At 64.4% G+C, this 12,616-nt stretch carries 10 protein-coding genes and 2 riboswitches; of the genes, 4 read left to right on the forward strand and 6 right to left on the reverse strand.

Annotated features, from left to right (window positions below; genetic code table 11):
* The first annotated feature begins 118 nt into the window (after positions 1–118).
* Positions 119–1,204, forward strand: a complete 1,086-nt coding sequence (locus BM382_RS00130; RefSeq protein ID WP_072441225.1) for an ABC transporter substrate-binding protein — start codon at positions 119–121, stop codon at positions 1,202–1,204.
* A gap of 7 nt (positions 1,205–1,211) precedes the next feature.
* On the opposite strand, the gene BM382_RS00135 is transcribed toward BM382_RS00130, so the two are convergent.
* Positions 1,212–1,433 (reverse strand): DUF2970 domain-containing protein, encoded by a 222-nt coding sequence (locus BM382_RS00135; RefSeq protein ID WP_015636084.1) that lies wholly within the window; start codon positions 1,431–1,433, stop codon positions 1,212–1,214.
* A gap of 139 nt (positions 1,434–1,572) precedes the next feature.
* Positions 1,573–5,283, reverse strand: a complete 3,711-nt coding sequence (metH, locus tag BM382_RS00140; RefSeq protein WP_072441228.1) for a methionine synthase — start codon at positions 5,281–5,283, stop codon at positions 1,573–1,575.
* Positions 5,284–5,437: 154 nt separating this feature from the next.
* Between metH and BM382_RS00145 the strand changes: the two genes are divergently transcribed.
* On the forward strand, positions 5,438–7,729 hold the full coding sequence (locus BM382_RS00145; protein ID WP_019094334.1) for a fatty acid cis/trans isomerase: 2,292 nt from the start codon (positions 5,438–5,440) through the stop codon (positions 7,727–7,729).
* A 142-nt stretch (positions 7,730–7,871) separates the two neighbouring features.
* Positions 7,872–8,456, forward strand: coding sequence for a Fe-S biogenesis protein NfuA (gene nfuA / locus BM382_RS00150; protein ID WP_011061936.1), 585 nt, complete (start codon positions 7,872–7,874; stop codon positions 8,454–8,456).
* 173 nt (positions 8,457–8,629) lie between these two features.
* Here the strand turns inward: nfuA and cobM are convergent, their stop codons facing one another.
* The 4 genes from cobM to BM382_RS00170 form a co-directional block, all read right to left on the reverse strand.
* A complete protein-coding gene (gene cobM, locus BM382_RS00155; protein ID WP_019094335.1) occupies positions 8,630–9,376 on the reverse strand; it encodes a precorrin-4 C(11)-methyltransferase in 747 nt (248 codons plus the stop codon).
* Between the two features lie 82 nt (positions 9,377–9,458).
* Complete coding sequence (locus BM382_RS00160) at positions 9,459–9,872, reverse strand: cobalamin biosynthesis protein (RefSeq protein ID WP_011061934.1); 414 nt, start codon at positions 9,870–9,872, stop codon at positions 9,459–9,461.
* Entirely contained in the window at positions 9,869–10,570 is a 702-nt protein-coding gene (locus tag BM382_RS00165) for a CbtA family protein (protein WP_072441231.1), read from the reverse strand. Before BM382_RS00165 ends, BM382_RS00160 begins: the two co-directional genes overlap by 4 nt.
* A gap of 11 nt (positions 10,571–10,581) precedes the next feature.
* Positions 10,582–10,770, reverse strand: coding sequence for a CbtB domain-containing protein (locus tag BM382_RS00170; protein ID WP_011061932.1), 189 nt, complete (start codon positions 10,768–10,770; stop codon positions 10,582–10,584).
* A gap of 95 nt (positions 10,771–10,865) precedes the next feature.
* A riboswitch (cobalamin riboswitch) is annotated at positions 10,866–11,092 on the reverse strand.
* 141 nt (positions 11,093–11,233) lie between these two features.
* A riboswitch (cobalamin riboswitch) is annotated at positions 11,234–11,446 on the forward strand.
* A 97-nt stretch (positions 11,447–11,543) separates the two neighbouring features.
* On the opposite strand from BM382_RS00170, the gene cobW reads away from it, so the two are divergent.
* Positions 11,544–12,614, forward strand: a complete 1,071-nt coding sequence (gene cobW, locus BM382_RS00175) for a cobalamin biosynthesis protein CobW (protein ID WP_011061931.1) — start codon at positions 11,544–11,546, stop codon at positions 12,612–12,614.
* Positions 12,615–12,616 lie beyond the last annotated feature (2 nt).

Consider the following 12,616-nt stretch of genomic DNA (forward strand, 5'->3'; position numbering starts at 1 on the left):
CCAGTAGTCGAGCGATAAAAAAGAGCCTGAATTGTCGGACAATCATGACAATTTGCCGCCGTTGGCCAGCACTTTGCCAGTTATACTGCCTGGGCGAAATTCTGGGGCTCTTCTCGTAATGTTCAAGCGTCTGTGCAAGTGGCTGTTGTGCCTGAGTCTGCCGTTCTGGGCGGTCGCTCATGCCACATCGGTGGTGTTTCTCAATCCCGGCAATTCCACGGAGACCTTCTGGGTCAGTTATTCGCAGTTCATGCAGGCCGCGGCCCGGGACCTGGGGCTTGACCTGCGCATCCTCTATGCCGAGCGCGATCCGCAGAACACTCTGCAGCAGGCCCGGGAGCTGTTCCAGGGCCGCGACAAACCCGATTACCTGATGCTGGTGAACGAACAGTACGTGGCTCCGCAGATCCTGCGTCTGTCCCAGGGTTCCGGGATCAAGCTGTTTATCGTCAACAGCCCTTTGACCCTGGACCAGCGGGAACTGATCGGGCAGAGCCGGCAGAACTATTCGGACTGGATCGGCAGCATGGTGGGCGACGATGAGGAAGCCGGCTACCGCATGCTCAAGGAGCTGCTGCACAAGCTTGGGCCGGTCCCGGCAGGGCACGGCATCGAACTGCTTGCATTTTCCGGGCTCAAGGTCACGCCTGCGGCGCAGTTGCGCGAGCGCGGCTTGCGCCGGGCCCTGGCCGAACATCCGCAGGTGCATTTGCGTCAGTTGGTCTATGGCGAATGGAACCGGGAGCGCGCCTACCGCCAGGCGCAACAGTTGCTCAAGCGCTACCCGAAAACCCAACTGGTCTGGTCGGCCAATGACGAAATGGCCCTGGGGGCCATGCAAGCGGCCCGGGAACTGGGCCGCAAGCCGGGAACGGATCTGCTGTTCAGTGGAGTCAACAGTTCGCCCGAGGCCTTGCAGGCCCTGATCGACGGCAAGTTGTCGGTGCTGGAGGCGGGGCACTTCACCCTGGGGGGCTGGGCCCTGGTGGCGTTGCACGATGATGCCCTGGGGCTGGACGCCCGGCGCCTGGGCGGGCCGGATTGGCAGCTGTCGCTGTTCCAGGCATTGACCCCGGCCCAGGCCCGGCAGTTGTTGCGCCTGGGGGATCAGGTGGGCACCAGGGTCGATTTTCGCGGGCTGTCCGTCCAAGGCAAGCCGGACAGCTACCGCTATCCCTTCGGTTTGCAGCTGTTGCTGCGCTGACGCCGCTTCAGACCCCCGCCAGGTGCATCGCCAGGTTGGCGATGCCCAGCAGCACCAGAACAAACAGGGTGGTGAACAGAATGCCCAGCACGATGAAGTGGCTGGGCTTGCCGTGGCTGAAGTCGCGGGCGCGGTTCTTCCCGCTCTGTACGCCGAAGGCGGCGGCCAGCACGCTTTGCAGCATCTGCAGGAAGGTCGGAGGCTGATTGTCCTTGCTTGGATCGTCCATAAATCCCTCGACACGGTTGGGTGTCAACAGAGCATAGACAATGCCGCCCGGGGTGGCGGGCGGTTGCAGGAATGGGCTTGCCAGCGAAGAGGCCCCGGGGACCGCCTTCGCCGGCAAGCCGGCTCCTACCGCGTCTGGGTCAGTTGTCGTAACCCAGGTTTGGTGCCAGCCAGCGTTCGCTTACGGCCAGGTCCTGGCCTTTGCGCTCGGTGTAGCTCTGCACCTGGTCCTTGTCGACCTTGCCCACGGCGAAGTACTGCGCCTGCGGGTGGGCGAAGTACCAGCCGCTGACTGCCGCCGCCGGGAACATGGCGAAGTGTTCGGTGAGGAACACGCCGCTGCGGCCGGCGCGGCCTTCGCTGGCCTCGGGGTCGAGCAGGGCGAACAGGGTGCTCTTCTCGGTGTGATCCGGGCAGGCCGGATAGCCCGGGGCAGGGCGGATGCCGCTGTACTGCTCCTTGATCAGCGCCTCATTGTCCAACTGCTCATCCTTGGCATAGCCCCAGTAGTCTTTACGCACCTGCTGGTGCAGCCACTCGGCGCAGGCTTCGGCCAGACGGTCGGCCAGGGCCTTGACCATGATCGAGTTGTAGTCGTCGCCGGCATCCTGGTAGGCCTTGGCCACTTCCTCGGCGCCGATCCCGGCGGTGGTGATGAAGCCGCCGACATAGTCGGTGACGCCGCTGTCCTTCGGCGCCACGAAGTCGGCCAGGGAGAAGTTCGGCTTGCCATCGGTCTTGATGATCTGCTGGCGCAGGTGGTGCAGGCGCGCCAGGGGCTGGCCGTCATCGCCGTAGACTTCCAGGTCGTCGTCCTGCACCTGGTTGGCCGGCCAGAAGCCGAACACGGCGCGGGCGCTGATCAGCTTTTCGTTGATCAGCTTGTCGAGCATCTCCCGGGCGTCTTTGTACAGCGCGGTGGCAGCTTCGCCCACCACTTCGTCTTCAAGGATGCGCGGGTACTTGCCGGCCAAGTCCCAGGAGATGAAGAACGGCGTCCAGTCGATGTATTCGGCCAGCACCTTGAGGTCGATGTTGTCCAGCACCCGGGCGCCGGTGAAGGTCGGTTTGACCGGCTGGTAGCTGCTCCAGTCGAACTGCGGCTTCTTGGCGATGGCCGCCGGGTAGCTCAGGCGCTCGGTGCGGGCGCTGCGGTTGGCGGTGCGCTCGCGCACTTCCACGTATTCCTCGCGGGTCTTCTGCACGAAGCCGGCCTTGAGCTCCTTGGACAGCAATTGGGTGGCCACGCCCACCGCGCGGGAGGCGTCGGTGACGTAGACCACCGCGTCATTGCTGTACTTGGGCTCGATCTTCACCGCGGTGTGGGCCTTGGAGGTGGTGGCGCCACCGATCATCAGTGGCAGGTGGAAATCCTGGCGCTGCATCTCGCGGGCGACGTGGACCATCTCGTCCAGGGACGGGGTGATCAGCCCGGACAGGCCGATGATGTCGCACTTGTGCTCCTTGGCCACCTGGAGGATCTTCTCCGCCGGCACCATCACCCCGAGGTCGACGATGTCGTAGCCGTTGCAGCCCAGGACCACGCCGACGATGTTCTTGCCGATGTCGTGCACGTCGCCCTTGACCGTGGCCATGAGGATCTTGCCCTTGGCCTCCGGCTTGTCGCCTTTTTCCAGCTCGATGAAGGGAATCAGGTGGGCCACCGCCTGTTTCATCACCCGGGCGGACTTCACCACCTGGGGCAGGAACATCTTGCCGGCGCCGAACAGGTCGCCGACCACGTTCATGCCGGACATCAGCGGGCCTTCGATCACCTCGATCGGGCGGCTGAAGCTCTGGCGCGACTCTTCGGTGTCTTCGACGATATGGGTGGTGATGCCCTTGACCAGCGCGTGTTCCAGGCGCTTGTTGACTTCCCAGCCGCGCCATTCCTCGGTTTCCGCTTCCTTGACGCTACCGTCGCCCTTGAACTGGTCGGCGATGGCCAGCAGCGCGTCGGTGCCGTTGGGCGTGCGGTTGAGCACCACATCTTCCACGGCGTCGCGCAGCTGTTGCGGGATCTGGTCGTAGATCTCCAGCTGGCCGGCGTTGACGATGCCCATGGTCAGGCCGTTGCGGATCGCGTACAGCAGGAACACCGAGTGGATCGCTTCACGCACCGGGTTGTTGCCGCGGAACGAGAACGACACGTTGGACACACCGCCGGAGCTCAGGGCATAGGGCAGCTCGTCGCGGATATAGGCGCAGGCGTTGATGAAATCAACGGCGTAGTTGTTGTGTTCCTCGATGCCGGTGGCCACGGCGAAGATGTTCGGGTCGAAGATGATGTCTTCCGGTGGGAAGCCCACTTCATTGACCAGGATGTCGTAGGAGCGCTTGCAGATTTCCTTCTTGCGCGCCTCGGTATCGGCCTGGCCGACCTCGTCGAAGGCCATCACCACCACGGCGGCGCCGTAGCGCTTGCACAACCTGGCGTGGTGAATGAACTGCTCGACGCCTTCCTTCATGCTGATGGAGTTGACGATGCCCTTGCCCTGGATGCACTTGAGGCCGGCCTCGATCACTTCCCACTTGGAAGAGTCGATCATGATCGGCACGCGGGAGATGTCCGGCTCGCCGGCGATCAGATTGAGGAAGGTCACCATGGCCTTCTTCGAATCCAGCATCCCTTCGTCCATGTTGATGTCGATCACCTGGGCGCCGGCTTCCACCTGCTGCAGGGCGACTTCCAGGGCCTCGGTGTAGTTGTCCTCGCGGATCAGCCGGGCGAACTTGGCCGAGCCGGTGATGTTGGTGCGCTCGCCGACGTTCACGAACAGCGAGTTGCGATCGATGGTGAAGGGCTCCAGGCCCGACAGGCGGCAGGCCTTGGGGATGTCCGGGATCTGTCGCGGGGCATAACCGGCCACGGCCTTGGCGATGGCGCCGATATGCCCCGGGGTGGTGCCGCAGCAGCCGCCGACGATGTTGAGGAAGCCGCTCTGGGCGAACTCTTCGATGATCTTGGCGGTTTGTTCCGGCAACTCGTCGTACTCGCCGAACTCGTTCGGCAGGCCGGCGTTGGGGTGCGCCGAGACGTGGGTGCTGGCCTTGTTCGACAGCTCTTCCAGATAGGGGCGCAGCTCGCTGGCGCCCAGGGCGCAGTTCAGGCCCACCGAGATTGGCTTGGCATGGGCCACGGAGTTCCAGAAGGCTTCGGTGGTCTGGCCGGAGAGGGTGCGCCCGGAAGCATCGGTGATGGTCCCGGAAATCATGATCGGCAGTTCGAAGCCCAACTCCTCGAACACGCCCTGCACGGCGAAGATCGCGGCCTTGGCGTTCAAGGTGTCGAAGATGGTCTCGATCAGGATCAGGTCGGCACCGCCTTCGATCAGGCCCTTGGTGGCCTCGGTGTAGTTTTCCACCAGTTCATCGAAGGTGACGTTGCGGTAGCCGGGGTTGTTGACGTCCGGCGACAGCGAGCAGGTGCGGCTGGTCGGGCCCAGGACGCCAGCGACGAAACGTGGCTTGTCCGGGGTCTCGAGGGTTTTCGCGTCCGCCACCTTGCGCGCCAGGCGGGCGCCTTCTACGTTCAATTCGTAGACCAGTTCTTCCATGCCGTAGTCGGCCTGGGACACTTGGGTGGCGTTGAAGGTGTTGGTCTCGAGGATGTCGGCACCGGCATCCAGGTAGGCTTTTTCAATGGCGCCGATCACGTCCGGGCGGGTCAGCACCAACAGGTCGTTGTTGCCCTTGACGTCGCTGGGCCAGTCGGCGAAGCGCTTGCCACGGTAGTCATGTTCTTCGAGCTTGTAGCTCTGGATCATGGTGCCCATGCCGCCATCGAGAATCAGAATGCGCTCTTTGAGGGCTTGCTGGAGGGCGTGGAGGCGAGCACTGCGATCGGACATGAGAACTACCTGGTAAGGCCATTACGAAGGGCGGCGATCATAGCAAACCTGCATGGTTTTGCGGCATGCGTGGTTTTTGCATGAATATCGCTCATGTTGGTCGAGGAGTGAGACCGGTAGAATCGCGGCGTTTTTTTCTTTCGGGACCAGGGACATGCCGTTTCGTTTTATCGTCAGCAGCGCGCTGCTGCTTCTGAGTTCAGTGTGCCTGGCACAAGGTCCGGCGCCGGTGATTTCCTATACCCGCGACATCCAGCCGATCTTTACCGAGAAATGCGTGGCCTGTCATGCCTGTTACGACTCCGCCTGTCAGCTCAACCTGGGCAGTGGCGAGGGGGCCAGCCGCGGTGCTTCGAAGATTCCGGTGTACGACGGCGAGCGCAGCAAGGCCCAAGCGCCTACGCGGCTGTTCTATGACGCCACTGGCCAGCGTGCCTGGCAGCAGAAGGGCTTCTATTCGGTGCTTGACGCCCAGGGCAGCCAGGCGGCGCTGATGGCGCGCATGCTGGAACTGGGCCATCGCACCCCGCTGCAACCCAACGCCAAGTTGCCCAGCGAGATCGCCCTGGGCCTGAGCCGCGAGAACATGTGCCCGCAGCCGGCGGAGTTCGACGCCTATGCCGGGGCTCACCCCAAGGAAGGCATGCCCCTGGCGGTCACCGGCCTGACCGATCAGCAATACCTGACCCTGCAACGCTGGCTGGCCTCGGGCGCGCCCATCGACGAGCAAGGCCTGGCCCCCAGTGCCCGGGAAAGCCTGCAAGTGGCTCAGTGGGAAAACCTGCTCAACGCCCCTGGCGCCCGGGAGAGCCTGGTGGCGCGCTGGCTCTACGAACACTTGTTCCTCGCCCATCTCTATTTTGAAGGCGGCGAGCCGGGGCATTTCTTCCAGTGGGTGCGTTCCCGTACCCCCAGTGGCCAGCCCATCGACCTGATCAACACCCGTCGCCCCAACGACGACCCGGGCACCCAGGTGTACTACCGCCTGTGGCCGGTGCAAGGGGTGATCGTGCACAAGACCCATATCACCTACCCGCTGAGCGCGGCGAAGATGGCCCGGGTCAAGACCCTGTTCTACAGCGGCGACTGGCAGGTCACGGCCCTGCCGGGCTACGGGCCGGCGCGCCGGGCCAACCCGTTCGAGACCTTCGAGGCGATTCCGGCCAAGGCCCGCTACCAGTTCATGCTGGATAACGCCGAATACTTCGTGCGCACCTTTATCCGTGGCCCGGTGTGCCGCGGGCAGATCGCCACCGACGTGATCCGCGACAACTTCTGGGCGCTGTTCCAGGCCCCCGAACATGACCTGTACATCACCGACCCGGCCTATCGCGGCCAGGCCACGCCGTTGCTGGCCATGCCCGGGCAGAACGACGACGTCGGCAGCGTGCTCAGCCTGTGGCTGGCCTATCGCGACAAGCGCAACGAGTACGAGGCCCTGCGCCGCGATTCCTATGCCGATTCGCCGGCGCCCAGCTGGTCGACCCTGTGGGCCGGCAACGACAACGCGCTGCTGAGCATCTTCCGCCACTTCGACAGCGCCTCGGTGACCAAGGGCCTGATCGGCGAAGTGCCACAGACGATGTGGCTGTTCGACTACCCGCTGCTGGAGCGCACCTACTATCAATTGGCGGTGAACTTCGACGTGTTCGGCAACGTCTCCCACCAGGCCCAGACCCGGTTGTACTTCGACCTGATCCGCAATGGCGCGGAGCAGAACTTCCTGCGCCTGATGCCCGCCGGCACCCGCGAGGATTTCCTCGACGATTGGTACCAGAACAGCGGCAAGTTCAAGATGTGGCTGGATTACGAGTCCATCGACGACGACAAGCGCAGCGCGCTGAAGCTCGACCTCAAGGACCCGAAAAAGGACTTCGCCAACCAGTTGCTGGCCCGCTATGGCGACCTCAACGCCAAGCCGGATCCGATCAACCGCTGTGACAGCGCCTACTGCTCACGCCCGAACATCGACCCGGCGCTGCAGGATGCCGAGCAGGCCCTGAGCCGCCTGGCATCGCGCCCGGCGGCGGGCCTCAAGGTCATCGAACAGTTGCCGGAAGCGACCCTGCTGCGTGTCCAGACCGCCAGCGGCAAGCGCGAGTTCTACAGCATGCTGCGCAACCGCGCCCACAGTAACGTGGCCTTCATGCTCGGCGAGTCGCTGCGCTACCAGCCGGGGCTGGACACCCTGACCATATTCCCGGGGATTCTCAGCAGCTATCCGAACTTCATGTTCAACGTACCGGCCGGGCAAGTGCCGGAGTTCGTCGACGCCATGCAGGCGGCCCGGGACGCCGCCAGCTTCGAGAAGATCGTCGAGCGCTGGGGCATCCGCCGCAGCCATCCGCAGTTCTGGCAGTACTTCCATGACCAGACCCGCTACCTGCAGGAAACCGATCCGGTGGAAGCCGGGGTCCTGGACATGAACCGTTACGAAAACCTCTGACATAGAGCTGTCATCGCCCCCGGACTGCGCCTTGGCGCGGCCCGGGGACGCTCTATACCAAAGTCTATCCCGACAAAAATACTAGGACTTTGTCAGCGGCTTGGATTGGCGTAAACTGCGCCCACGTCTGCGAGGAACCACCATGAGCGCCATAACCATTACCGACGCCGCCCACGATTATCTGGCTGATCTGCTATCCAAGCAGAACACCCCGGGGATTGGCATCCGCATCTTCATCACCCAGCCAGGGACTCAGTACGCCGAGACCTGCATCGCCTATTGCAAGCCGGGCGAAGAGAAACCCGAAGACAAGGCCCTGGGCCTGAAAAGCTTCACCGCCTACATCGACGCCTTCAGCGAAGGTTTCCTCGATGATGCGGTGGTCGACTACGCCACCGACCGCATGGGCGGCCAGCTGACCATCAAGGCGCCCAACGCCAAGGTGCCGATGGTCAATGCCGACAGCCCGGTCAACGAGCGCATCAACTACTACCTGCAAACCGAGATCAACCCGGGGCTGGCCAGCCACGGCGGCCAGGTCAGCCTGATCGACGTGGTCGAGGACGGCATTGCCGTGTTGCAGTTCGGCGGCGGTTGCCAGGGCTGCGGCCAGGCCGACGTGACCTTGAAGGAAGGCATCGAGCGCACCCTGCTCGAGCGCATTCCGGAGCTCAAGGGCGTACGTGACGTCACCGACCACACGCAGAAAGAAAACGCCTACTACTAAGGCGTTCGCTGCGACTTGAAAAAACGGCGCCCCGTGAGCGCCGTTTTTTTATGCCCCCAAGCCAGCTCCCCCCAAAAGCCTCCGTAGGAGCCGGCTTGCCGGCGAAAGGGCCCTAGAGCCTTGCACCAATTCCCAGATCGCCTTCGCTGGCAAGCCAGCTCCCGCAAAGGGAGTCAAGGGCGGTAGAGGTGTGCGTGCCCGGCGCGGTACAGCGACGATTCGCTGAATGCATCCGTGGCCAGCACCCGGCCCACCAGGATCAGTGCCGTGCGCCGAAAACCCTTGGCCGCCACCTGATCGACGATGTCCGCCAGGGTTCCCAGGGCCCAGTCCTGATCCGGCCAGGTGGCGCGGTGCACCACTGCAATCGGGCAATCTGCGCCGTAGTGGGGCAGCAACTCGGCAACGATCTTCGACAGGTGATTGACCCCCAGGTGGATGGCCATGGTGGCGCCGTGGGCCGCCAGGCTGGCGAAATCCTCGCCGGCAGGCATCGCGGTCTTGTCCGCGTAGCGGGTAAGAATCACGCTTTGGGAGACGTCCGGCAGGGTCAGTTCGGCCCCCAGCAGGGCAGCGCAGGCGGCGGTGGCGGTGACCCCGGGGATGATCTCGAAGGGGATGCCCAGCTCCCGCAGGCAGCGGATCTGCTCGCCGATGGCGCCATACAGGCTCGGGTCGCCGGAATGCACCCGGGCCACGTCCTGGCCCCGGGCATGGGCCTGCTTGATGGCCTCGATGATCTGCTCCAGGTGCAGTTCGGCGCTATTGATCACCCGCTCCGCGCGGTGCCCGTCGAGCACTGCCTGGGGGACCAGGGAGCCGGCGTAGATGATCACCGGGCAACGATGGATCAGGCGCTGGCCCTTGACGGTGATCAGTTCCGGGTCGCCGGGGCCGGCGCCGATGAAATAGACAGTCATGGCTGTGTCCTGTGAAAAAAGGTCGGGAGCCGTGCTTCAGATGAAGATTGCTCATGATCGAAGGCGGGAATTATCGGGGATTCTACCGGGCGGCGACCAATGCCAGGGTGGCCTGGGCGTATTTTTGCCGGGGAACAAGCAGTGTGGCCGGGCCGGGTGACAGCTGTTCGGCCAGGGCCAGGGCGGCACTTTCGGCCACGCCGTAGCAGCCGGTACGTTCGAAGGCGATTTGCGAGCGGTGGCTCAGGCGCAGGGCAAAGGGGGCGAGCTGGCCGCTGCTGAAACAGGTCAGCGGCAGTTCCAGTTGCTCCGCCAGTTGCAGCAGGCCGGGTTCGTTGCGCTTGAGGTCGATGCTGGCCAGGGCCAGGACCTGTCGGGCCTGCCACTGGTGCGCCGCCAGGACCTGGTCGAGCAAGGCGCGCAGCGTGGTCACCGGGCAGCCTTTCTGGCAGCCCAGGCCGACCACCAGGGTCGGCGCTGCGCTCACTTCGATCATGCCGAGTACTGGCCCGCGCTCTTGCGTCGGAACAACCAGGCGCTGATCAGCCCGAGGGCCAGCCAGAAGGCCGCATTGGTCAGCTGCGAGGCGATCTTGAATTGCGCTTCCAGTTCTTCCGGGGCCAGCATCGAATGCACTTCCGGCTGCGGCGCGCCGATCACGTGGGGTACGGCGATGATGGCCGCGCCCAGGATCTTCAGCAGCCAGTTGCGGGCGAACACGATCAGGGCAATGCCCAGAGCGGTGGAGGCGGCGGTGCCGACCCACCAGATCTGCCGCTGTGCCAGGTCGGCTGCGGCGGTGCCCGGCAGTTCCGGCGGCAGGCCCAGGGTCGGCGCCAGGCAGAAGGTGGCATAGCCGGCCAGGCCCCAGAGCAGGCCCTGGGACGTGCGGTTCGGCGCGCGCAGGGTGTAGAGGCCGGCCAGCATCAGGGCGAAGCCCACGGCCACCACCAGGTTGCCTCCGGTGGTGGACAGCACGCGCTGCCAGCCGTCTTCCGGCTCCCAGGCTTCGGCATCGTGGCTGTGGACGGCCATGGCGCCTTCGGCGTGCTCATGGACTTCGGCCGCGGGGGCCTTTTCATAGGTTTCCGCCTGCAGGATCAACGGGGCGACCCAGAAGCTTTGCAGCAGGGTCAGCAGCAGGGCGGCCAAGAGGCCGGTGAAACCTGCGGTTTGCGCGATACGCTTGATCATGTCGGCAGGTCTCAATGGCAAGGGAAGGCGGCGCTGTGGCGGGTGTCGTGAGCCGCGTTGTGCACCGCCTCGATGTGGGAGAAGCCGGCGAAGTACACCAGGCACGCGCCGAGGATCGAGGCGCCGATGGCGGCCACCAGGCGCTGGCTCAGGGTGGAGGTCGTGCTGGCGGAGTGGCTGGTGCTGCTGATGATCGACATGGCGCTTCCCTCTGGAGTGTCAGCGGGGTAGAGGCGCAGGAAAACCCCGCGTGATGGCCACGCAGGGTTTGCAACAGCGCCCGCCCACCGCGGGTTGTTATGTAAGTGTTGCGGGCCGGTCTCCGGGCTTGCGAGGGGCAGGGCTGTGTCATGCCGTGCCGGCAAGTGTCGCCTTCCCATGCCTTGGCACAGTGGATCTGACACTTCGCTCGCTTACCGTTGCGGGGGCAGCACCGGACTGGCCACGGCTTTTTAGTTAAGCACGTGATTCACCGGTTTCCCGTTTCACCCTGTAAAGGGCACCCGTAACAAGGTGTGTAGGAGATCATGGGCGGGGCAGGGGCGTCAATTGCCGTGACCGCTGCGCAGGTGTGCGCCGCGCTCGTGCAAGGTTCAATGGCTCTTTCGCCGGCAAGCCGGCTGCTACGGGCGCATTGTCGATTGACCGTCCCCCTGGCTCTGCGTAGCCTTGCGCTTTCGAGGTTCTTCGGCCATGGGTCGAAGCTAAGAAGGGAACGCGGTCGATGCCGCGGCTGCCCCCGCAACTGTGAAGGGTTCGATTGCTGCAAGGCCACTGCATGGGTGTCGACGACGCCGGTGGGAAGGCGCAGCAATCGCCGGTCCGACGACTGGCAAGCCCTCAGCCAGGAGACCTGCCTCGATCCAAGATTCTCACTACAACCGGGCGGGGTGATCCGGTGGCGAAATCTCCGCGCGCCCGGCGTTGCGGTTCTCGTCCCGTTTGCCCGCCTCCTTTTGCCAAAGGGCATCCGATGAAAACACTGGCCAAACTTCCCGTCACCATCGTCACCGGCTTCCTCGGCTCGGGCAAAACCACCCTGTTGCGGCACATGCTGGACAACGCCCAGGGCCGGCGCATTGCGGTGATCGTCAACGAATTCGGCGAGCTGGGCATCGACGGCGAAATCCTCAAGCAATGCGCCATCGGCTGCACCGAGGAAGAGGCCAGCGGCCGAGTCTACGAGCTGGCCAACGGTTGCCTGTGCTGCACCGTGCAGGAGGAGTTCTTCCCGGTGATGCGCGAACTGGTGGCGCGCCGCGGCGACCTGGACCACATCCTCATCGAGACCTCCGGCCTGGCGCTGCCCAAACCTCTGGTCCAGGCCTTCCAGTGGCCGGAAATCCGCAGTGCCTGCACCGTCGATGCGGTGATCACCGTGGTCGACAGCCCGGCCGTGGCCGCCGGCACCTTCGCTGCCTTCCCCGATCAAGTGGACGCCCAGCGCAAGCTCGACCCCAACCTGGACCACGAATCGCCCCTGCATGAGCTGTTCGCCGACCAGCTGTCCAGCGCCGACCTGGTGATCCTCAACAAGACCGACCTGATCAGCCCCGAAGACCTGGCCAAGGTGCGCCTGGAAGTGGCCGAGGAGCTGCCGCCGGCGGTCAAGGTCATCGAAGCCAGCAGCGGTCGCCTGCCCCTGGACGTGCTGCTGGGCCTGGGTGCCGGTTCCGAGGAACACATCGACGGCCGCCACAGCCACCACGACCATCACCATGACGGCGATGACGATCACGACGACCACGATCACGACGCCTTCGATTCCATCTCCATCGAGCTGCCCCAGGCCGACGAAAGCCTGCTGCTGGACGCCCTGACCCAACTGGTGGTCAAGCACGGCATCCTGCGGGTCAAGGGTTTCGCCGCGATCCCCAACAAGCCGATGCGCCTGCTGATCCAGGGCGTGGGCACGCGCTTCGACAAGCACTTCGACCGCAAGTGGGGCGCCGACGAGGCCCGTACCACGCGCCTGGTGCTGATCGGCCAGGAACTGGACGCCGCCCAGCTCGAAGCGCAACTGCGCGCCGCACTCAGCGTCTAAGC

This window comes from Pseudomonas sp. NFPP25, assembly GCF_900116505.1.
Lineage (GTDB): Bacteria > Pseudomonadota > Gammaproteobacteria > Pseudomonadales > Pseudomonadaceae > Aquipseudomonas > Aquipseudomonas protegens.

What these genes read in the sequence shown, in the direction of transcription:
- BM382_RS00135 (WP_015636084.1), bottom strand. Translation starts at nt 1,433, where the DNA reads ATGGACGATCCAAGCAAGGACAATCAGCCTCCGACCTTCCTGCAGATG.
- BM382_RS00130 (WP_072441225.1), top strand. Translation starts at nt 119, where the DNA reads ATGTTCAAGCGTCTGTGCAAGTGGCTGTTGTGCCTGAGTCTGCCGTTC.
- BM382_RS00165 (WP_072441231.1), bottom strand. Translation starts at nt 10,570, where the DNA reads ATGATCAAGCGTATCGCGCAAACCGCAGGTTTCACCGGCCTCTTGGCC.
- BM382_RS00160 (WP_011061934.1), bottom strand. Translation starts at nt 9,872, where the DNA reads ATGATCGAAGTGAGCGCAGCGCCGACCCTGGTGGTCGGCCTGGGCTGC.
- nfuA (WP_011061936.1), top strand. Translation starts at nt 7,872, where the DNA reads ATGAGCGCCATAACCATTACCGACGCCGCCCACGATTATCTGGCTGAT.
- BM382_RS00170 (WP_011061932.1), bottom strand. Translation starts at nt 10,770, where the DNA reads ATGTCGATCATCAGCAGCACCAGCCACTCCGCCAGCACGACCTCCACC.
- BM382_RS00145 (WP_019094334.1), top strand. Translation starts at nt 5,438, where the DNA reads ATGCCGTTTCGTTTTATCGTCAGCAGCGCGCTGCTGCTTCTGAGTTCA.
- metH (WP_072441228.1), bottom strand. Translation starts at nt 5,283, where the DNA reads ATGTCCGATCGCAGTGCTCGCCTCCACGCCCTCCAGCAAGCCCTCAAA.
- cobM (WP_019094335.1), bottom strand. Translation starts at nt 9,376, where the DNA reads ATGACTGTCTATTTCATCGGCGCCGGCCCCGGCGACCCGGAACTGATC.
- cobW (WP_011061931.1), top strand. Translation starts at nt 11,544, where the DNA reads ATGAAAACACTGGCCAAACTTCCCGTCACCATCGTCACCGGCTTCCTC.